Source organism: Paenibacillus sp. MDMC362 (assembly GCF_003269305.1).
In the GTDB taxonomy this organism is placed as follows: Bacteria; Bacillota; Bacilli; order Paenibacillales; family Paenibacillaceae; genus Paenibacillus_AQ.
In genome coordinates this window covers 1-19,491 of record NZ_QLYT01000029.1, presented here as the reverse complement: position 1 = coordinate 19,491, position 19,491 = coordinate 1, and the positions used below count along the sequence as shown (strand labels likewise).

The following is a 19,491-nucleotide window of genomic DNA, read 5'->3' as shown; positions in this document are numbered from 1 at the left end:
AAGACCCTCCCATTCGTAAATCTCGCATTGCTTTATTCCTTGCCTTGTTCTGCAGTACAGTGCATGGATAAAGCGTTGATTAAAAGGTGATTTTACTGTAGATTAACGGTACCGTGTCTACTTTTGACAGAAAACTCTGTATTGTAAGCACTTACATGAGTGTGTGAGTTCATGATATACCATAATCCGTCGGCTGGAACACCGACGAATCTTAGCATTAAAGTGGAAAAATCTTAGTTGCTTTGGGTACAGGAGGTTAGGCTTTGGCTGGAAAAACGCATTTTTTCAATTATTTATACCGCAGGACGGTCGCCTACATCGTCTGTTCCGTCATCGTGATCACCGTTCCCCTGCTCATCCTGCTATCGGTTTACTCCCGGAATGAAATTATGAAATACAATAACGAAGCGATTGGCCTGATTAACGATCAACTGGATTCGTTCTTTCGGTCGGTGGAAAACACACAGAATATTATTACGACCGACAATAACGTCGTTCTGCCGCTTACGCTCTACTACGCGGTTCCCAATTACGATATCAGCGCTGCTACCCATGCGTTCCGCAGCATGTCCACCACACTGAAGAACATGACCATGTTTCAGGACGGACTGCAGTTTTGCGTCGTGGGTCAAAAAGGCCATTTGCCCGTCAATTCAACGAAAGAAGACATTAACGATCACTTTATCCCGAAGGACGCCGTTTGGTACGAGACATTCGAACAAAATCCGGAGAAAAGCCAGATTTTTTTCAATAATGAGCGTGATTACTATATCTCGGCCGAAAAAGCCATCTCCATCATCAAGCCGATTCCTGACATCCAGACCCGAAAGCCGATCGCTTATGTCATTATGGATATCACCTACCCGGATTTCAGGGATATGGTCGAGCGGATTCATCCATCCATTCCGATCCGGATCCACGATCCTTCCGGACAGATTCTGTTCAGCAACATGGACCCTACGAGTCAGCCGTCGGATGCGGACAGCAAGCTGTTCAGCCGCGAGGTTTCGCCGTTTACGGGCATCACGATTGAGAGCTACGTGCCGCAGCAGCTGTTTATCAAGCAGATCAGCACGATCATTGTGGTCATCCTGTCCATTATGGCTGTGTACCTGTTCATTATATTCATCATTTCGCTCGTTTCCATGAAGCGGTTTACCCGTCTTATCTATCTGCTGATGAAGGCGATGAAGCAGGTATCCAGAGGCAATCTGGAGGTCACGGCAGACTATCAGGGGAACATCATCGAGCTTCATGACCTTAAAAATTCCTTCAATATTCTCGTAACCGGCACCAAGGACCTCCTGAAGGAAAACTATGAAATGAATCTCCTGAAGACTCAGGCGGAGCTGGATGCCCTGCAGCAAAAAATCAATCCGCATTTTCTATATAATGCCCTGGAGACCATCTCCAGCCAGGCGATCATCGACGGGTCTAAAAGCGCCAGCATCATGTGCCAAAAGCTTGGGGCACTGTTTACCTACAGCCTTCAGCCTCTGGACATCGTGACGCTGGAGCAGGAAATCAGACATCTGAAGGATTATGTGTATATCGCCGAGATCAGCTCTTTTTATCCGCACATCCACGTAGACATGAATATCCATCCAGATACGCTGCACCAGCTGATACCCAAAATGGCGCTCCAGCCCCTGCTCGAAAACTGCTTCAAGCACGGGTTCGGCAAGCAGCCGGGACATGCCCCCTTAATCCGGATCCAGAGCAGCGTTCAGGACGGCTATGTCCGCATCGAAGTGAGCGATAACGGCAAGGGGATGTCTTCCGACGAACAGTCCAGGCTTAGAGAAAGTCTGCGGCAGGTTGAGAAAAGAACGCTGTCTTCTCCCGGCACCTCCATCGGGCTGCGGCATGTCCATTCCCGGCTCGCTTTATTCTATGGGGATTCCTACGCTATAGACCTTCAATCCGCCCCTTTGAAGGGAATGCGAATTGTATTATTAGTTCCGATCCGAAAGGAAGATGCCTATGTATAGAGTCATACTCGCGGACGATAATCCCATTATCTGTAAGGCCTTGGAGAACCGAATTCCATGGGATGAGCTTGGTCTCGAGCTTTCGGGCGTTTGCCATGACGGCAGCGATGTCCTTGAGCTTATTCAGTCTCATTCACCGCATATCATGATCACGGATATCAAAATGCCCATCCTGGACGGGATCGCGCTTATCGAGCAGCTGCGCTCCCACGGGTATCCGCTGCAGATCATCATCATCTCCGGCTATAACGATTTTATATATCTGAAGAAAGCCATCGATTATGACGTGGCAGGTTATTTATTGAAGCCGATTCAGGACGAAGAGCTAATGAACAGTCTGCAGAAAGCGATCGGAAATTTAAAAGAGCAGGAAATCGCCTCGCAGATGAGCCGCTCGGCCCGTATTCTGGAGCTGCGCGAATTCAAGCGGAACGCCAGTGGGCTATTGGCCTCTATCATTCGAGGAGCAGAATCCTGCGTACAGTCAGGAAAATCCTTGGCCGAGCTTTCTTTCCCGTCCTCCTACCAATGGCTCCTGTTTCAGCTGCCGCTTCAAGAGGGGTGGAGGTTATGTGAATTAACCATCGAAGATATTGTGGAGTATGAGGATGTCCTCCGTCATCGATATCGTCTGGCATGCCATCTATTGCTTCCATCCGACACCATGCTGGCTGTAATCGCTCCATCATCCGAACAGTTCACTTCGGTTACGGACCTTGTTTCGCAGATGCTTCAGAAAGACGGCATTCGATCATCGCATACAACCAGCAAGTCCTTCCGGTCGCTAACCGGCATGCAGCGGGAGCTGATGGAAACAATCGCCGGTTTATATGGGCAGCTGTATCCGAGCCGATTCACGGCAGCCCCCGCAGGGCATACCCCTTTCCTGACCCTCAAGGATCAGCAGGTCATCGGGACGCATCTCTCCTTACATGATTACAAGGGCGCGCTCGCTTATGTTACTGAAAAGCTCGATCTATGCCTCGCCGCAGCTCCGACACCGAGTCAACTCGATACCTTCATTAAGAACCTGTTCAATTGGTACTCGAATTATGACCCTGCCTATTACGGCATGCAGGAGCAGATGGAGGCAGCGCTGTTGGCTGCACTTGCCTTCTCCTCGAGACAGGACATGCTGGATGCGTTGGCCCGGATGGCAGAACCGGCCGCCGATTCAGGAAGCAAAGCGGTGAACGTCATTCACTATATCGAGAATCATCTGAATCAGCCCTTGACCTTGAACATGCTGGGCAAAATCTTTCATCACAACAGCATCTACCTCGGACAGCTGATCAAAAAAGAAACGGGAATCCCGTTTAATCAATTGGTGAACAAGCTGCGCGTCGAACGGGCCGAAGAGATCCTCCGCCGCAATCCCGATGTGAAGCTGGCGGATTTGGCTTATCAACTGGGCTTCTCGGACAGCAAATATTTTTCCAAGGTATTCAAGAAAATTACGGGAAGGCCGCCAAGCCAAAGTGCGGATTCCGAAATGTAGAAAGGGGTCTCCCACAGATCTATACCTCCCTAAAGTGATGTACGAATTGATTAAAACCAACGGTATTCACATAATAAGGTCGGGGCTTTGCTGCTACCTGGAGTGAATATGATTCTAAGACTCTGATTGCTGGCTCTGATAATCGATTACAGTGCTTCTTTGTGGATACTATCAATATATTCTGTAGAGTCTAGCGCATTTTGTTGTTGACAGTATGACCTGGAATATTATAATCTGCTATAGTGAATTGATAATAATTATCAATCTCAATTAAAATAGCTGAATCCGAGAGGAGCACTACTCCGATGTTTACATCGAAAACCCAAACGCCGCTGCTCATACTGCTTTTAATCTCTATTACGCTTGCAGCCTGCTCCGGCACTAACAACAATAACGCCGACGGCAATGCTGCCGCAAAGGAAAATTCAGAAACCATAACGCCTGGGAATAAAACGATCACGGTATCGTGGCCGCGGGACATCGGACCGATGAATCCTCATGTTTATAATCCGTCCCAGCTAATCGCGCAATCGATGATCTATGAGCCGTTGGTCAACTATAACGAAGGCGGCGAGATTGTGCCATTCTTGGCCGAATCGTGGGCAATTTCGGAGGACGGCAAAACCTATTCGTTTAAAATTCGCCAAAATGTTAAATACTCGGACGGCACTCCGTTCAACGCAGCAAGTGCCAAGAAAAATTTCGATGCCATTATGATACACAAGGATAATCACAGCTGGCTCGGTTTCATCAGCTTGCTGGACAAAACGGAGGCGGTAGACGAATATACGTTCAACGTCGTTTTGAAACAAGCCTATTATCCGACTTTACAGGAGCTGTCGGTTATTCGCCCGGTGCGTTTTCTCGGTGATGCCGGTTTCCCGGATGACGGCGATACCTCCAAGGGCGTGAAGAAGTCTGTTGGAACCGGCCCGTGGACGCTGACGGATTACAAAACGGATGAGTATGCGGAGTTCACGCGCAATCCTCATTATTGGGGTGCGCAGCCTAAAATCGATAAAGTCATATTTAAAATCATACCGGACGGCGATACCCGCGTTCTTGCCTTCGAAAAAGGCGAATTGGACCTGATCTACGGAGAAGGCGCCATCAGCATGGACGCATTTATGCAATTGCAAGCTAACGACGATTATTCGACGCAAATTTCCAGCCCGGTTGCAACAAGGCAGCTGGTTATGAATACGACGAATACGGCGCTTTCGGATAAAAAAGTGCGTTTGGCTCTGCAGCACGGCTTCAATAAAGATGCCATGGTGCAAGGCGTCACTTCTGGGTTGGAAGAGACCGCGGACAGCTTGCTATCCTCCAACTTCCCATATGCGCAGAAGAACCCTGCCCCGCTTGGCTACGATCTCGAGCAAGCGAAGGCTTATTTGGACGAAGCCGGCTGGGCGCTCCCGGAGGGCAAGGCGGTACGGGAAAAAGACGGCAAGCAGCTGGAGGTGGAATTGATTTACGAGAAGTCGGATCAAGTGATCAAGCCAATGGCCGAAACGCTGCAAGCGGAATGGGCGGCTATCGGCGTGAAATTGAATATTACGGGCATTGAGCTGACGGAGCAAATAAAACGGTTCCGCGCGGGGCAATTCGATCTGTACTTCTTCAGCAATTACGGCGCACCGTACGATCCAAGCTCGTTCATCCATATCGTAGCGGAGAAGAGCTTCGGCATTGCGGAGGCGCTCGCTAACCTGCCGGTGAAGGAACAACTCGACCAGCAGGTGCAGGAAGCCCTTGCTACGACGGATGAGAATAAACGCAAAGAATTGTATGACGCCATTCAGACGACGCTTCACGAAGAAGGTGCGCTTGTGCCCATCTCCTACATCAGGAAGAATGTCGTATACAACGACAAAATCAGCAGTTTTGAATTTCCTGGAAGCCGGGACGATAACCCATTCTCCAGCATTAGCTTAAATCCGTAATACAGGGAGGCGCATCATGGGCAGCTTTATCGGAAAACGACTTTTGACCGTCATCCCTATTTTCCTGTTTGCCACGTTTCTGACGTTTTTGCTGATTCATCTATCCCCCGTCGATCCAGCCGAAGTCTATTTGACGGCGGCACATATTCATCCGACAGAGGAGCTGCTCGAACAGAAAAGACAGGAATTCGGTTTGGATCAGCCGCTGCTCGTTCAATACATTCAATCCTTAATGAAGATGTGCCGACTCGATTTCGGCACATCTTATGTTTCGAACGAGCCGGTTTGGAACGAAATGGTCCTTCGGATGCCGGCGACGCTTCAGCTCGCCTTCAGCAGTATTGTACTGGCTGTCATCATTAGCATTCCCATCGGTTTTTTGGCCGCCATATACAAAAATAGCGTGTTTGATCATCTTAGCCGCGTGCTTGCCTATTTCGGCGCATCGATTCCGCAATTTTGGCTTGGCTATTTGTTGATCTTTTTCTTTTCGGTCAAGTTGGACCTGCTGCCGGTGCAGGGCAGAGGTTCATTCGCGCATCTTGTCCTGCCGTCCTTTACACTCGCGCTAGGGCTCATCGCCATTTATTCCCGCCTGCTGCGGACCGGCGTTCTGGAACAATTGCAAGAGCCATACGTCATGTATGCACGAACCAGAGGGATCAAAGAGAAGGTTATTCTGGGCAAGCACGTGCTGAAAATTGCTATATCACCGATGCTGACCGGCCTTGGCATGAATTTAGGAAAACTTCTCGCCGGGACGATCATAGTCGAGGAGGTTTTCTCCTGGCCAGGCTTCGGCCGTTATTTTATTGAAGCGATTTTTAATCGGGACATACCCGTTATCCAGGCTTACGTGCTCATTTCCGCTTGCCTGTTTATCGTATGCAACTTGATTGTCGATCTTGTGCAAATGGTTTTGGATCCTCGAATCTCATGGAAAGGACGGACCGACCAATGATAGCTAGTATGCGTACCGGCCTTAGGAGCCAAAAGACCGCAGCGGTATGCTCGGTCATTCTGGCCGTCCTTTTTCTACTTTCCATTATGGCTCCGTGGATCGCCCCACATGACCCGGTTCAGGTCAACTTGGCGATCAAGCTGCAGTCCCCTTCATGGGATTATCCGCTCGGCACCGATCAGCTCGGACGATGCAATCTATCCCGCCTGCTGTATGGATCGCGCATCTCACTCGGCTTCGCATCCTTAATCTTTATATCCTCGCTCCTGATTGGTTTGCTGATCGGGACGTTTGCCGGATATAAAGGCGGAATCATCGATCAAGTGCTGATGCGTTTTTGCGAGGGAGTCATGGCATTTCCGACGCTTGTGCTCGTGCTGGGACTTGTCGGTATATTCGGCCCCGGATTGCCGCAGGTGATCTTGGCGATGATTATGGTGCAGTGGGTCTATTACGCCCGGATGTTTCGAGGCATGGTGCTCAGTTTACGCGAGCGAAATTTCATTACGGCGGCAAAAATAAGCGGCTCCTCACAGTGGACGATCATTCGGCGTCATATCGTTCCGAATGTGCTTCCGCCAATCGTCGTTATGGGGACGCTAGAGATCGGATGGGCGATCATGGACATCGCCGCCATGTCGTTTCTCGGGTTGGGCGTCCAGCCGCCTTCGCCGGAGTGGGGCTCCATGATTCATGAGGGCAAATCCTATATTCGAAGCAATCCCGAGCTTATGCTGTATCCGGGCATCATGATCTTAATCATCGTCGTGACCTTCAATATTTTAGGAGAAGCGTTATCGGAGCGCTTCGGCGTAAAACGACGTTTCTGAAAGGGTGAAGCCATATGACGGCACAATCTAATGCTGTATTGCAGATAAGCGGCCTGCGCGTAACGGCAAAGACGGCTCAAGGCGAGACGCCGCTCGTCCATGCCATCGATTTGGAGCTCCGGCCCGGCCGCGTGCTTGGCTTAATTGGGGAAAGCGGATGCGGCAAAACGATGACCAGCATGTCCGTGCTGCAGCTGCTGGACCGGAAAACGACAAAAATCGAAGGCAGCATCCGGCTGAATGGGCGCGAGCTGAACGGAATTCGTTCAGAGTCGATGCGTGCCATTCGCGGCAAAGAAATTTCGCTTATCATGCAAAATCCGATGAATGCTTTCAATCCTGTTCTGACTATTGGCAGCCAATGTATCGAAACGATCCGTACGCATACTTCCCTATCGAAAAAACAAGCCTATGAGCTGGCCGTATCTTCGCTGCATGACGTGAACTTGCCGGACCCGACGACCATTATGAAGCAGTACCCTTTTCAATTGAGCGGCGGTATGCTGCAGCGGATCATGATTGCGACGGCCGTCTGCCTCCGCCCCTCCGTCATCATTGCCGACGAACCGACCACCGCGTTAGATGCGGACAATCAGCTGCGCGTATTGCGGCAGCTAGACCGTCTTCGTTCGGAGTACGGCACGTCCATATTGCTCATTACTCACGATTTGGGAGTCATTGCGGAAATGGCCGACGAAGTCGCCGTCATGCAGCAAGGGCGTATTGTCGAGCAAGCGGATGTCTTTCGGCTATTCGATCATCCGCAGCACGAATATACGCAAAAATTGTTGAACGCAAGGCCATCGTTCTCCATAGACCAACAATCCAATGAGTTTATACTGGCATGATCGTCCACAAATTGTTTAAGATCGGGGGCCCTGTGATGAGTTTGCTGAGAGTAAGCCATGTGACTCATGGATACGCCGCAAGTAGTCTGTTTAGAAAAGCTAAGCGTTCAATCGTGCTTTCCGACATCTCCCTATCGATCGAGCCCGGCCAATGCCTGGGCCTTCTTGGAGCGAGCGGAGCGGGTAAAAGCACGCTCGGCAAAGTCATCCTTGGCTTGGAAAGACCGCAGAAGGGACAAATTTTATTTCAAGGAGTCGACCTGTATGCTTCGAATGCATACGACCTCAAAAAGCTTCGCCGCGATCTGCAGGTTGTTTTTCAAGACTGCTATTCATCGGTTAATCCGAAAATGAATGCGGAGCAAATTATCGGGGAACCGCTGATGAACTATGAGAAGTTATCAGCGCAAGCACAAACACGGAAGGTAGAAGAGCTGCTGGAAATCGTCGGGCTTCATCCGGACGATCGAAAAAAATACCCTCACCAGTTTAGCGGCGGACAGCTGCAGCGGATCAATATTGCGAGAGCGATTGCATTGAAGCCGAAAATGATTGTATTAGACGAAGCTGTCAGCAGCCTTGATATGGTAACGCAATCTGCTATTCTCAAGTTATTACTTGATTTAAAGGCGAATTTTGGCCTATCGTATTTATTTATTACGCATGATATTAAGGCGGCTTATCACATTTCCGATGCATTGGCCGTCATGGATCAAGGGGAACTGGTCGTGCATTCCGAGAGTAAAGAGCAGTTTATTGGGCTGCAGCACCTTAGCGTCCAAAAACTCGTTCAATCGATGCTCCCGGAACACCCCCGCTTCCGCTCAGGTGTATAAGCATATAAGTAAGGCTTAGGAATTCCTGGTTGTACTGGATTACGTCAAAAAAGGGCAAAAAAAAGAGAGCTTCTAAAGCTCTCTGTGGGCTGGCTGCATCATCCCTTGACTAGGGTGATCCTCTGGGTACTCGTAATATTGGGACTGAACGGATGCATGCATTGGTGCTTCCATCGGCGGCACTGACGGCTGCTGATAGGGCTCATCCACATACATCATTCTACGCTGAATTTGCATGAGCCCATTCACGATGCGCAGCGCGACCCAGAACAGGACAAGGCCAACGCCTACGTACAGCAGATATTGCTGGTTATAAGTCCAATCAATATGAAAATAACTAAACAAGCTATTCTCCAAAATATCAAGCTGCATTTCATTCATCAAGATGATATGGACGACGGGAAGAGCAATCAATCCGAGTCCCAGTGAAATCGCCGTCACCATAATAACAAAGAATACGATGCCAGTAACAAATCTTAGTAATACGAGCAACAGATTTCGAATAAATAGCCCTCCGTCAAAACCTCTCACCATTCGTTTCAACCAGTTCTCCCCAGCTTCAGATTGTTGATTGTAGGGATACGATCCAGAAGGAGCAGGTAGACCTAAAATTTGTCTAATCATGCTTTGCTCAAAATTGACAATCCCATTCAACAGTTTGGCTACTCCAAAAAACAGCGGTATTCCGATAAATATTGGAGTTAAACCAATGGATAGTGCAAGTCCCGTTATCGCTACCGTAAAATAAATAATCCCTAACGGGAGAGATAGCAAGAAATAGAGGATCGTTGCATAGGTTTTTGGATTAAAAAGCACCCAATTCACCTTGCCTGCCCGCGCCATTCCAGTCGCTTCTGTTGCCTTCATATTCAAACACCCCTTATAGCTTCATACGTCACGCTCCGAGTTATAAATCCATTATACCCGCCTTATGTGGCCGACATAACCGTCTTAGGGGGTATCTGATCCTAGACTTTAGACTAGGAACTGTCCTGGCTCTGATGAACTTATTGAAGTAAAGTTTACGCAATAAGCCTCCATGTATTTCCTTTTATTATTCCAGAATCTGTGTTTTATTAAATATAGAATGAAGCTAGCCTATTCACGTTTACTACCTAACTGAAGGAGATCTCTACATGAAACAGTCATTAAGTATCATCCCAGACCAATGGAAAAGAACTGGGATAGTCACGATCGGCGGTCTACTTATAGGAGCTGGATTTGCCGATTGCCTGATTGCCATGAATTCAATCGATTTAAATCAAATCGCTAGAGGGTTAACGATCTTTAGTGCAGGTCTGACCATCTTAGTCGTCATGGATAACTCCAAAACACAAAAGGAGACCGAGAAACTCCACAAAGAAACGCAGCTTCGAATGGAAAGAATAGAAGATAAGCTGAACGCCCTTCATTAATCCCAACAAATAACGAATGCACAATTTCTTGAAATCAAAGAGCTGATGCGTCAATCCAATTCGGAGATCTAATACTCAATACTTTGTTTCGGTACAACTTGAGTCAAAGAACGCGCATGAGCAGGCTTTAAAAAGCATCATCAGTGTTATCAAAGGCCCTCCGGGCACGGGGAAAACCCAGACCAGACGATCTTAAAACATTCTTGCGAAAGTTTTTTGCCAATCTGCCACCTGAAGTGTGGAGGGAATTTAGAGCAAAGATATCTTATGGGGATCTGTATGCATGTGAAATTCGTTGATCATTATTGCCCCTATTTAGGATAACGCGTTGCTTTGATCGACTTCAAAAATATCGAGCAGGAACATAAAGATCGGAATTCCGATAATAAGCCCCCAGATCCCCATGAAGTGCTGAGAGAAAATAAGAACAATAAAGGTGTAGAACATCGGAAGCTTCGTTTTGTGAGCATACAGCTTCGGATTTAAGAAGTATGTCTCTACTGCATGGATAAGTAAAATCATGACAATCGCCCAAATGACAGTTGAGATACCGCCAATCTGGTAACCGATAATACTGATCGGAATGAAGGAAATCATAACACCGACAACCGGCACAAGGCTTAGTAAAAATACCATAATCGTTAGAGCGAACAAGTAAGGGTAGCCCATAATCCACAACCCGATAGTCGTTAAAATCATATTGGCTAAGGCAATCATCAGTTGAACCTCGATCACTTTACCGAAGGAAGAGGTGAATCGATTTCGGGTTTGCTCCTTCGTATGCATATTGGAGGACATAAATGCGATCAATCTTATCAGGGGAAGGTAAAGTAGCCTGAATGCCCTGAATGCCTTCTTTTTTCCAATCGTTAACCTGTTTCAATAAATCAGGGTCACCTACGCCTACCACGTTGATCAGTTCAGGTTGAACTTTTGTTGAATCAGTAATGTAACTAGAGATATAAATGGTGGTTGGATTTTGATTGTGTGTCTCCTGGTGCTGGTTGGGAACCTTCGAATGTACCTGCTTTATGGAGTGTTCAGCCTTAATTCCAGCCATGGCGATACACATCCCGAATAAACAAATTGGGTAGAGGGGCAGCCCCCTCTCCAAGTAATGAGAGAAAAACCCTTCTACGAAGAACATGTTGAGTTCAGACTGAAGCTAAAAGTGATGATAAGCAAAAAAGCGACCATATTGGTCACTTCAGATTGTCGATAAACCCTGTACTTTTTCAAAGGCACAGGGTTTATCGCATTTGAGTTCATTCAAAAAATAGAATTTAAGGAGGAGATTACCCCCGTTTTTCCAGGCGATCCAGGTGGATCGCCTGGAAAAGAGGAGAACCTCCCTCTTTTTTGGGTTTCAAGTACAATATCAGTAAACTTTGCGCTCATTATTACAATAAATATTTTGAGTCTCTGTATCTTTAACAATAGTATTTACAATATCATTAGGATACCGATTCAAAAAAAAGTGTTCTCCTTTAAATTCATGAAACTTCACATTCCCTTCAACAACTTCGCTCCATTTATGAATTTCTTTGATATGAGTCGAAAAGTCATTATCCGCATAAAAAACGCTTATTCCACAACTTATTTTTTCTGCTTTGGGCTGAAACTTATAATTGTCCAAAATTATAAAGTCTGCTCGCAAAATCGGAAGAAACATATCCATAATCTCTTGGGTATAAAACTCCTCTGGTATTCCCCCATATTGTTCTACCTTTTGCAAGAAAATTTCATTAGTCATATTTTCAATGTCTTCTCTCTTTTCAAAAATATGTGGAGCATTTCGCCCAGAAAAAAACAGATGCCTTGGTTCCTTAGTTCCCATTTGCTTAAGTTTATAGTATATCTCATAAGTCAATAAGGCTCCCATACTGTGTCCAAATATAACATATTCATCGTCATATTCTAATTGTTCAATTATTCTTTTGGCGATATCTTCACTTGCTTCACCAACAGACTGGTAGCAAGGCTCTCTGAATCGAGTTCCTCTCCCAGCCAATTCACTCATAAACAATTCATATCTATCCGGCAGTAGTTTTTTCCATTCATAATATACATTTACCGATGCTCCAGCATATGGAATGGGAAATACTTTTATTTTGTTTATTTCACTCACTCCTAATAATATCTATACTTTATTTAATCATACTTCTCTATCCCTCGCTGCTCTGCCAGCAATAAATTTACCATATCACTATAGCTATTCAAACCGTCTGTCTGATTATTCGCCTTCAGATATAAGTCATTTACATTTCTTGAAATACTTGAAATACCACCCTCATACTTATCCCGGTACTGCTCATTTTGTTCTATATCATGCTGCACCGCCTTGGACAGACTGGACATTATATCAGACGCCTTATCTGGATCAACCCTTTTTAGCTCAGATATAGAATAATCAAATGCTAGAAAAAAACCACTATAAAGCATCATTGGATCATCCTGCTGCTTACATGCCAGATAAGCTATAAAATTTGCCTCATCCTCATGCATGAAACCACTCTGATGTGCCAATTCATGTGCCATAGTAGCAGGCGCCAAGAAAACTGGCACATTAACATTGATATTGGATTCAAAAGTAAAAGGGACAAAAATGCCATTTATCCCTGCATGCGACATTAGTTTTGACATCACCACTGGTTTTGGTCTTGAATATAAAGAATGCTCCAAAATAGGATATTTCTTTGATAACATTTGCATCGAGAACACTGCGTGTCGTGCATAATAATCAAAAACATCTGGTACATGAGCCAAAAGATCAGTATCCGCTAACTTTTCCCTTGCCAATTCCATCTCAACGGCAAGCGACTTAGTCAATTTGACCAGTTCCTCTTTGCTGTAGTTCTCCTCTTTATATTCCGTATGAGACAAAAAAGAATATCTGTGATAGTTTATTCCACCCAAAATAGTATAACAAAAATATATTACGCTACAGATCGCAACGATTCCTAGAGTACCACGATAAACTACCATCTTACGTACACCTTTACTCATGATAACCTTGCGCACATAATAAACGATATAAAATAGAAAAAGTAACACAACCAACACTACGAGCCATTCACTAACAGAAAATTCGACCCAAGAAGGTACAAATCCTACTGTTTTTGACAATAACGGATAGACAGACTTACTATATTTTTCCGCCCAATCCTGATGGTTCTGCGCGTATTTTGTCAGTATATAAGCTATAACTCCAAGTGAGATCCACGGCAATCTCTTAAGTAAAAGCTTTTTTATAATGTACTCCTCCTATCCAATAAATATAGGATGTACGCAATGTAACAGCGTAATATTATTTCTTTATTTCAATATACTTTTCCTCATAAAAATCATGTTTATTAGAAAAAACATATTGATTCATAAAATCTATAGGAAGTACTTCATAAGTCCAGTAGGTACCATTAGGTCTATTACTTGAAATAGCATGTCGGGCGATTTCAGCAGCCACTGTACCCGTTAACTCTGAACTCGTTTCCATTTGTAAATTCAATCTGCACCTAACATTCTTTCCATTTTTCACTCCTGTAGCATCAATGACTAAAGCTATCCATTCCTCTTTAGGTTGCTCTTCTAAACTAATGTCTAGTTTTTTCATGGCTTCTTCAACCGAAGACTCAAGTTGCATTTGATAAAATTGCATTGCCAAACGAAAAATATAATCATTTGCTGCTATATTGTACCAGTGGAGTTCTTGTACCGAACTAACTTCTAGAATATCAATGATCTCTTGACTTAAATACGGTTTCTTATAGACAGGCACATCCACTTCAGGTACAAATTCTTTCTGCATCATATTTATATTTTCCGTTTTAACACGATGATCACTCCAATAAGAGTCTGTTTTTCCAATTACACTATGCCCACTCATTAATATATCTGAGATAGAAGTTTTCGTATAATGTTCCGCACCACCAATATAACAATTCACATGCTTAGTTTCGTCTAGTAAATGATTTATCACTCGTTTTAATAGCAAACCTGTAATTCCAGGACAAAAACCAGCTCCTATGTAATTTACACCGTTAGCTTTGAGCTCTAGCTCTTGCTCCTGACTCAATAATAAAGCATTGGAAGCATCAACATATTTTGCTCCTACTTTCATAGCTGCCTGAGCAACTCTATCTTTAATTACAAATTCAGGCCCTGCACAATTAATGACAACGGTACAATCAGCACAGAATGCAATCAAGTTCTCCCAGTCAAAAATATCCAAAAAGTGATAGTTAAAATTATTCAGGTTCAATAAAGCTGTAGGTTCACGCCGCTGTCCGCCCTTAACTAAAAAGTCTTTACATAAGTTCTTACAGATGACTTCACCGATCATTCCGCCACACCCGACAACTGCGATTTGCTCCATCCGTACGACACCCCTTTCATCTTATACAAGCATAAAACAGTCCAAAAACTTATTTCATACATACGTTGAGATTTAAAATACAAGACTTGTTATACCTTTCTCTATTAAAAGGTCATTATTATGTCTACTCAACATACTCAATGCATAAAATCTTTGTTTGGATTCCATTAATTCATGATACGTCCCGTGTTCTTCAATTTTTCCATTATTCAATAAAACAATTTCATCATATCCACTAAGAATGGATTCATCCAGCCTATGTGTAATGGAAATTCTCGTAATGCCCTGCATTTCACTTAACATACACTCAAGGTCACTAGCTGTTTGATTGTCCAACGCTGAAGTCGCCTCGTCCATAAGTAATATAGGTGATTTTCTCAGGAGTGCTCTTGCTATAGAAATTCTCTGTTTTTCCCCACCTGAAAAATGGATTCCATTTTCTCCACATAAGATATCAAAGCCGCCTCTGTCACTAATCAATTTCTGTAGCATACTCCTCTTTATGACTTGCTCAAACTCATCTGTATCACATTCACGAAACAATTTAATATTTTGTTCAATCGTATCATCAAAGATAAAACAGTCCTGATGAATAAAACTAACATTTTGGAAAATGGACTGATCACTTATTTTCTCAAGTTCAACCCCGTCGTACCTGATACTTCCTTCATACCCATCATAAAACCCAGTCAGCATCTTTAATAAGGTTGTCTTTCCACTCCCGCTTGTTCCTACAATTGCATAAGACTTTCCATGTTCAAATTCAAAATTAATATCATCTAAAATTGTTTTCCCATCTACGCTTAACGAAAGCCCATTTAAAGAAATTTTATTCCTGAATTTAGGAATATCAACTCTTTGAGTTTGTTCCGTTTTTGCCTCTCCTATTTTATTGAAATTCATTAATAAAACCCGACTAGCCTGCCTTTTGGTAAAACCGGTTATGAGTCGATTAATGGGAACTGTTACGCAATTTAGCAATTGAATAAAAGCCATAATCTCCCCTACTGTAATTTGTCCTTTCATGAGCTGCTGAGTTCCCACAATAAATATGACTACAGCAACAAGAAATGTTGAAATATCAGTAAGTGACATAATGAGTGACAGCAGATTTTCGTATACCATTTTTACTTTTTCCTGCTTGTTCGCTTTTGCCTTTGCCCTTTCAAAAATCTCTTTTTCGATGTTAAAACTCTTAACAACCTGATTTCCAGACAATATATCTTTAATGAAAGATACATAACTTTTATTTTGCTCAGCCACTTCGCCTTGTGCTTTTTGCATACGATTATTAAATATACTCGAAACGGCGAGTGGAATGATGCAAGTGAGTAATATACTCAATGCAAGGAATGAATTAATAATAAACATCGCAAGCACTCCGCCTACAAGCATAGCAAGCTGAACAAATATTTCCACGGTCCCTTTTATATAATCGTTTTGAATGATAGTTATATCATTTGACAATCGTGATATGTAAGTTCCATTACTCTCCTTGTTGAAGCTTCTCATATCTAACCGCAAAATGTTTTCAACCAGGGTATTTTTCAGGTTTAACGTTGCCTTTTTTGTATATAAATTTTTAACACCATACCCCACATACATTCCCACTGCACCTAAAGGCAATAAAATAACTGAAATAGTAGTTAACTTAACGATATTGTCAATATCTTTGTTAATAGAATAATCAATAAACTTTTGTAGTATAAACGCCAATGCAATAAACAGAATAGATGTCACGATACCAAGTAAGCAGGATAAAATAAATAAGCCTATATTCTTTTTGTATATGCTTTTTGAAATTTTTTCATTCATACTATAAGCCCTCTTCTTGTTTCTAATTTCATTTAGAGCATGTCTAATTTATACTTCAATTGTTTATTGCTAGATCATGTGCATTTTTCAGATATTTTGAGTGGAACCGCCACGAGCATATGCACATGACCCAGCATCATATGGCCTTTTATGCCCCCTCCACCTGCATAGCAGGTGGTTTATGGGTAAGATACAACATTAAATATTATTCATGACATCATTAAGGAGCTCTTCTTCAATTGTAATGCCTGTAATGCGAGCAATTAGAGTACTATTTTGAATGTAGAAGTGCATGCTAACTCCAAAATCTTCAGACTCTATAATCTGTGTTTGTAAAAACATCTTCTCTAATGATATGTCATCTCTACTTGCAAACTTATCAAGGACTCCCTGATAATTAATGATTGGAATGCGATTGGACATTTCATTAAAACCGTACTTTTGTGCTATAAGAAACAACTTTTCTGTAATGGCGGATTGATTAATACTGGATTTTTCTGATGCTGATAAAAGCTGTTTTTGCATTTTACTTTTCCTATCATAAATTGAATAATCTAAATTTAAAGTCAGCCCCAACATTCCCTTATTGAATTCATCTCTGTTATGTGTCAAAACAGAAACAGGTATGTTATTTAATTCTTCAGATAAGTCACTATACATAAGCCTTGATATAAATTCTGCTGCTGTATTAATGGGTTGTTCACTAAATTTCTGATATTGTAACTCATTTAGTTTTACATGAATTTCTGTAGACCTCTTAGTGTCTCGTCGAGAGACTAAGTTAGCTGATTTTTTAGCAGCTTCAATATACTCTTTCATGTTAGACTCTTGATTATTAGAAAATTCCAGTTCATCAACTTTCTTTTTGATCATTTTGCAATATTCTATGAAAGAATAGTTATAAGGAGTGTTATGTCTGTTGTTCAAAGTTTCATGAAGCATAACCTTAAACAAATCTTGTGAGACTCCATCCCATATTAAATGATGAATTGCACTAAGTACTAAGCAATGATCTGCATCAATTTCTACGATTAAAAATCTAGATAAGAGCTTATCGTCAGTTAGAAAATTCATCTCATTCACAATTTCCTTAAATTGTTCTGCAGATAATGCTAAGGTTCCTTTCACTACTGGAATTTCCCATTCATCCGAATAATCGTACTCTTCTAAATAGGTCATTGTTTGATTTAATTTTGTTCTTAACGCTCCATGCCTGGAGATGATTTCCTTGACTGACAAAGAAGCATTCTCTGCCGTTCCTCCTATTCTTATGATGTCAGTAATAATTTCTGTATCTGGTCGCAAGAAGTCTTCATGTCCTGTCAATACAGGACATTCTAAAGTTGCACGTGTTTTAATATAGTTATCTCCATAATCATTCAACTGTTCTTGTATCATGCACTTTAGATCGCCATCATGGTTATCACCGATAAATGTTACGTCTAATGGCATTTTTACTGTTCCTTTTCTGGTTAAACACGTTTCGACAACATCCTTAATTGCTCTTTCATATGCCAACACCAATGTTTGAGCATCTTCGTCGGAATACAATCCAGTATCATATATGATGTCAAATTCAAGTTGCCCATTTAAAACAGCCCCGTTTAGAGACAAACCCATTCCTGATGAATTTTTTTCTGACATACTTCTTCCTAATGGCATTTCCGACATGGATATGCCTTCAATTCTGTCTATCTCATTATCCAATTCTCCAAGATAATTGAATGTTACGGCTGCGCTCATCTCAAGTCCACTATGCTCACCAAGATATCTCAAAACTCCATATCCAATTCCATGATTAGGGACCTGTCTTAATGTCTGTTTTGTCTCCAAAATGCTTTCTTCAACAGTATCTTTTGTCTCCAAAATAATAGGATATACACTTGTAAACCAACCAACTGTACGATCAATGGCGATCTCTCTATCTATTGTCTCTCTACCGTGACCCTCCATTTCTATGGTTAGGTACTTAGAGTTTCTCCATTCTTTTACTGCAATGGTCAGCGATGCCAGTAACAAGTCGTTTATTTCGGTTTTATATGTCTTTCCAGCTTCAAGTAACAACTTTTTCGTCGTTTCAGAGTCCACTTTCACTACTTTATTTTTATATTGACCACTTGCTGTTTGTGTACTCTTGAATGTCTCCGTACTATTTGATTTTTCTGATATATTTTTCCAGTATACTATTTCATTTGAAAGCACTTCACTCTTAGCATATTGTGTTAAAGCATTCGCCCATTCCTTGTACGAAGCCGTTTTCATTGGCAGCTTGATTTTACCTGTCTCTTGGATTTGTCGATATCCACTAAATAAATCCTCCAACAGAATTCTCCATGATACACCGTCTATGACCAGATGATGTACACAAATTAGTAAATGATCTCCACTGCCTGAATGGAACAGTCCTATTTTTACCAAGGGTCCTTTGGCTAGGTCTATGCTTGCCTGTAATTGATCGCTGGCATACTCTATCTCTTTCGATGGATCTTGCACTTTTGTATAATCTTTTTCATACCAATCATATAGCTTGCTTTCCTCTGTAGACAGCGTGATTTGACGTTGTTCGTTATATACATTTCTTAAGGCGTCATGATGTTTAATGATTTCAGTAATTGCTGTCTTTAAACTAGGTATGTCAAACGGCTCATCACTTCTTAACATTAAGGCCTGATTAAAATGATTGGGTACCATGTGATCCTTATGGAAAAATTCTAGTTGTATAGGAGTTAGTGCACTTTCCCCATTGATTTCTCCCTGTTCATATACTTGGCTTGCTTCTCCCCTTTGAATATTTTCCCCAATCTTTCTTGGTGTCTGCTGATACATTAATGCTGCGAAAGAAAGCTTATAACCTTTTTCCCGTAACCTCGAAACAGCCTTAATCGCTTTAATAGAATCTCCACCAAGTTCAAAGAAACTGTCCTCTATTCCAATTGGAGATATGCCTAAGATTTCTTCAAATACGTCCGTAATGACTTT

15 protein-coding genes and 1 pseudogene are annotated in these 19,491 nt (G+C 42.9%); 8 read left to right on the top strand and 8 right to left on the bottom strand.

Features of this window, described 5'->3' with window-relative positions; genetic code table 11:
• Positions 1 to 263: 263 nt before the first annotated feature.
• The 7 genes from DP091_RS14980 (at position 264) to nikE (ending at position 8,910) form a co-directional block, all read left to right on the top strand.
• The gene (locus DP091_RS14980; protein ID WP_113059051.1) at positions 264 to 1,991 is read left to right on the top strand and encodes a cache domain-containing sensor histidine kinase; all 1,728 of its coding nucleotides are present in this window, start codon (positions 264 to 266) and stop codon (positions 1,989 to 1,991) included.
• The gene (locus DP091_RS14975) at positions 1,984 to 3,489 is read left to right on the top strand and encodes a response regulator (protein WP_113059050.1); all 1,506 of its coding nucleotides are present in this window, start codon (positions 1,984 to 1,986) and stop codon (positions 3,487 to 3,489) included. The genes DP091_RS14980 and DP091_RS14975 overlap by 8 nt, the downstream gene beginning before the upstream one ends.
• A 305-nt stretch (positions 3,490 to 3,794) precedes the next feature.
• Positions 3,795 to 5,435, top strand: coding sequence for a nickel ABC transporter substrate-binding protein (nikA, locus tag DP091_RS14970; protein WP_113059049.1), 1,641 nt, complete (start codon positions 3,795 to 3,797; stop codon positions 5,433 to 5,435).
• A 16-nt stretch (positions 5,436 to 5,451) separates the two neighbouring features.
• The gene (nikB, locus tag DP091_RS14965; RefSeq protein ID WP_113059048.1) at positions 5,452 to 6,396 is read left to right on the top strand and encodes a nickel ABC transporter permease subunit NikB; all 945 of its coding nucleotides are present in this window, start codon (positions 5,452 to 5,454) and stop codon (positions 6,394 to 6,396) included.
• Positions 6,393 to 7,226, top strand: a complete 834-nt coding sequence (nikC, locus tag DP091_RS14960) for a nickel ABC transporter permease subunit NikC (protein WP_113059047.1) — start codon at positions 6,393 to 6,395, stop codon at positions 7,224 to 7,226. The genes nikB and nikC overlap by 4 nt, the downstream gene beginning before the upstream one ends.
• A 14-nt stretch (positions 7,227 to 7,240) precedes the next feature.
• Positions 7,241 to 8,074: a nickel import ATP-binding protein NikD gene (gene nikD, locus DP091_RS14955; protein ID WP_113059046.1), complete on the top strand. Its 834-nt coding sequence runs from the start codon at positions 7,241 to 7,243 to the stop codon at positions 8,072 to 8,074.
• Between the two features lie 35 nt (positions 8,075 to 8,109).
• A complete protein-coding gene (gene nikE, locus DP091_RS14950) occupies positions 8,110 to 8,910 on the top strand; it encodes a nickel import ATP-binding protein NikE (RefSeq protein WP_113059187.1) in 801 nt (266 codons plus the stop codon).
• A gap of 72 nt (positions 8,911 to 8,982) precedes the next feature.
• On the opposite strand, the gene DP091_RS14945 is transcribed toward nikE, so the two are convergent.
• The gene (locus DP091_RS14945) at positions 8,983 to 9,777 is read right to left on the bottom strand and encodes a sensor domain-containing protein (RefSeq protein WP_113059045.1); all 795 of its coding nucleotides are present in this window, start codon (positions 9,775 to 9,777) and stop codon (positions 8,983 to 8,985) included.
• Positions 9,778 to 10,046: 269 nt separating this feature from the next.
• Here DP091_RS14945 and DP091_RS14940 point away from each other — a divergent pair, with 269 nt between their 5' ends.
• On the top strand, positions 10,047 to 10,325 hold the full coding sequence (locus DP091_RS14940; RefSeq protein WP_113059044.1) for a hypothetical protein: 279 nt from the start codon (positions 10,047 to 10,049) through the stop codon (positions 10,323 to 10,325).
• A gap of 315 nt (positions 10,326 to 10,640) precedes the next feature.
• Here DP091_RS14940 and DP091_RS14935 read toward each other — a convergent pair.
• The 7 genes and pseudogenes from DP091_RS14935 to DP091_RS14910 form a co-directional block, all read right to left on the bottom strand.
• A pseudogene (locus DP091_RS14935) lies at positions 10,641 to 11,084 on the bottom strand (AI-2E family transporter); the annotation flags it as partial.
• Positions 11,062 to 11,385, bottom strand: a complete 324-nt coding sequence (locus tag DP091_RS31125) for a hypothetical protein (RefSeq protein ID WP_146747003.1) — start codon at positions 11,383 to 11,385, stop codon at positions 11,062 to 11,064. The pseudogene DP091_RS14935 and the gene DP091_RS31125, both read right to left, overlap by 23 nt.
• A 318-nt stretch (positions 11,386 to 11,703) precedes the next feature.
• Entirely contained in the window at positions 11,704 to 12,453 is a 750-nt protein-coding gene (locus tag DP091_RS14930; protein ID WP_258394534.1) for a thioesterase II family protein, read from the bottom strand.
• A 23-nt stretch (positions 12,454 to 12,476) separates the two neighbouring features.
• Complete coding sequence (locus DP091_RS14925; protein ID WP_113059186.1) at positions 12,477 to 13,544, bottom strand: DUF3810 domain-containing protein; 1,068 nt, start codon at positions 13,542 to 13,544, stop codon at positions 12,477 to 12,479.
• A gap of 88 nt (positions 13,545 to 13,632) precedes the next feature.
• The gene (locus DP091_RS14920) at positions 13,633 to 14,697 is read right to left on the bottom strand and encodes a saccharopine dehydrogenase NADP-binding domain-containing protein (RefSeq protein ID WP_113059042.1); all 1,065 of its coding nucleotides are present in this window, start codon (positions 14,695 to 14,697) and stop codon (positions 13,633 to 13,635) included.
• 72 nt (positions 14,698 to 14,769) lie between these two features.
• Positions 14,770 to 16,512: an ABC transporter ATP-binding protein gene (locus DP091_RS14915; protein ID WP_113059041.1), complete on the bottom strand. Its 1,743-nt coding sequence runs from the start codon at positions 16,510 to 16,512 to the stop codon at positions 14,770 to 14,772.
• A gap of 198 nt (positions 16,513 to 16,710) precedes the next feature.
• The coding region (locus DP091_RS14910) for a condensation domain-containing protein (RefSeq protein ID WP_258394532.1) at positions 16,711 to 19,491 on the bottom strand (2,781 nt) is incomplete at its 5' end.

What these genes read in the sequence shown, in the direction of transcription:
- nikA (WP_113059049.1), top strand. Translation starts at nt 3,795, where the DNA reads ATGTTTACATCGAAAACCCAAACGCCGCTGCTCATACTGCTTTTAATC.
- DP091_RS14915 (WP_113059041.1), bottom strand. Translation starts at nt 16,512, where the DNA reads ATGAATGAAAAAATTTCAAAAAGCATATACAAAAAGAATATAGGCTTA.
- DP091_RS14945 (WP_113059045.1), bottom strand. Translation starts at nt 9,777, where the DNA reads ATGAAGGCAACAGAAGCGACTGGAATGGCGCGGGCAGGCAAGGTGAAT.
- DP091_RS14975 (WP_113059050.1), top strand. Translation starts at nt 1,984, where the DNA reads ATGTATAGAGTCATACTCGCGGACGATAATCCCATTATCTGTAAGGCC.
- DP091_RS14920 (WP_113059042.1), bottom strand. Translation starts at nt 14,697, where the DNA reads ATGGAGCAAATCGCAGTTGTCGGGTGTGGCGGAATGATCGGTGAAGTC.
- DP091_RS31125 (WP_146747003.1), bottom strand. Translation starts at nt 11,385, where the DNA reads ATGGCTGGAATTAAGGCTGAACACTCCATAAAGCAGGTACATTCGAAG.
- nikD (WP_113059046.1), top strand. Translation starts at nt 7,241, where the DNA reads ATGACGGCACAATCTAATGCTGTATTGCAGATAAGCGGCCTGCGCGTA.
- nikE (WP_113059187.1), top strand. Translation starts at nt 8,110, where the DNA reads ATGAGTTTGCTGAGAGTAAGCCATGTGACTCATGGATACGCCGCAAGT.
- nikB (WP_113059048.1), top strand. Translation starts at nt 5,452, where the DNA reads ATGGGCAGCTTTATCGGAAAACGACTTTTGACCGTCATCCCTATTTTC.
- DP091_RS14940 (WP_113059044.1), top strand. Translation starts at nt 10,047, where the DNA reads ATGAAACAGTCATTAAGTATCATCCCAGACCAATGGAAAAGAACTGGG.
- nikC (WP_113059047.1), top strand. Translation starts at nt 6,393, where the DNA reads ATGATAGCTAGTATGCGTACCGGCCTTAGGAGCCAAAAGACCGCAGCG.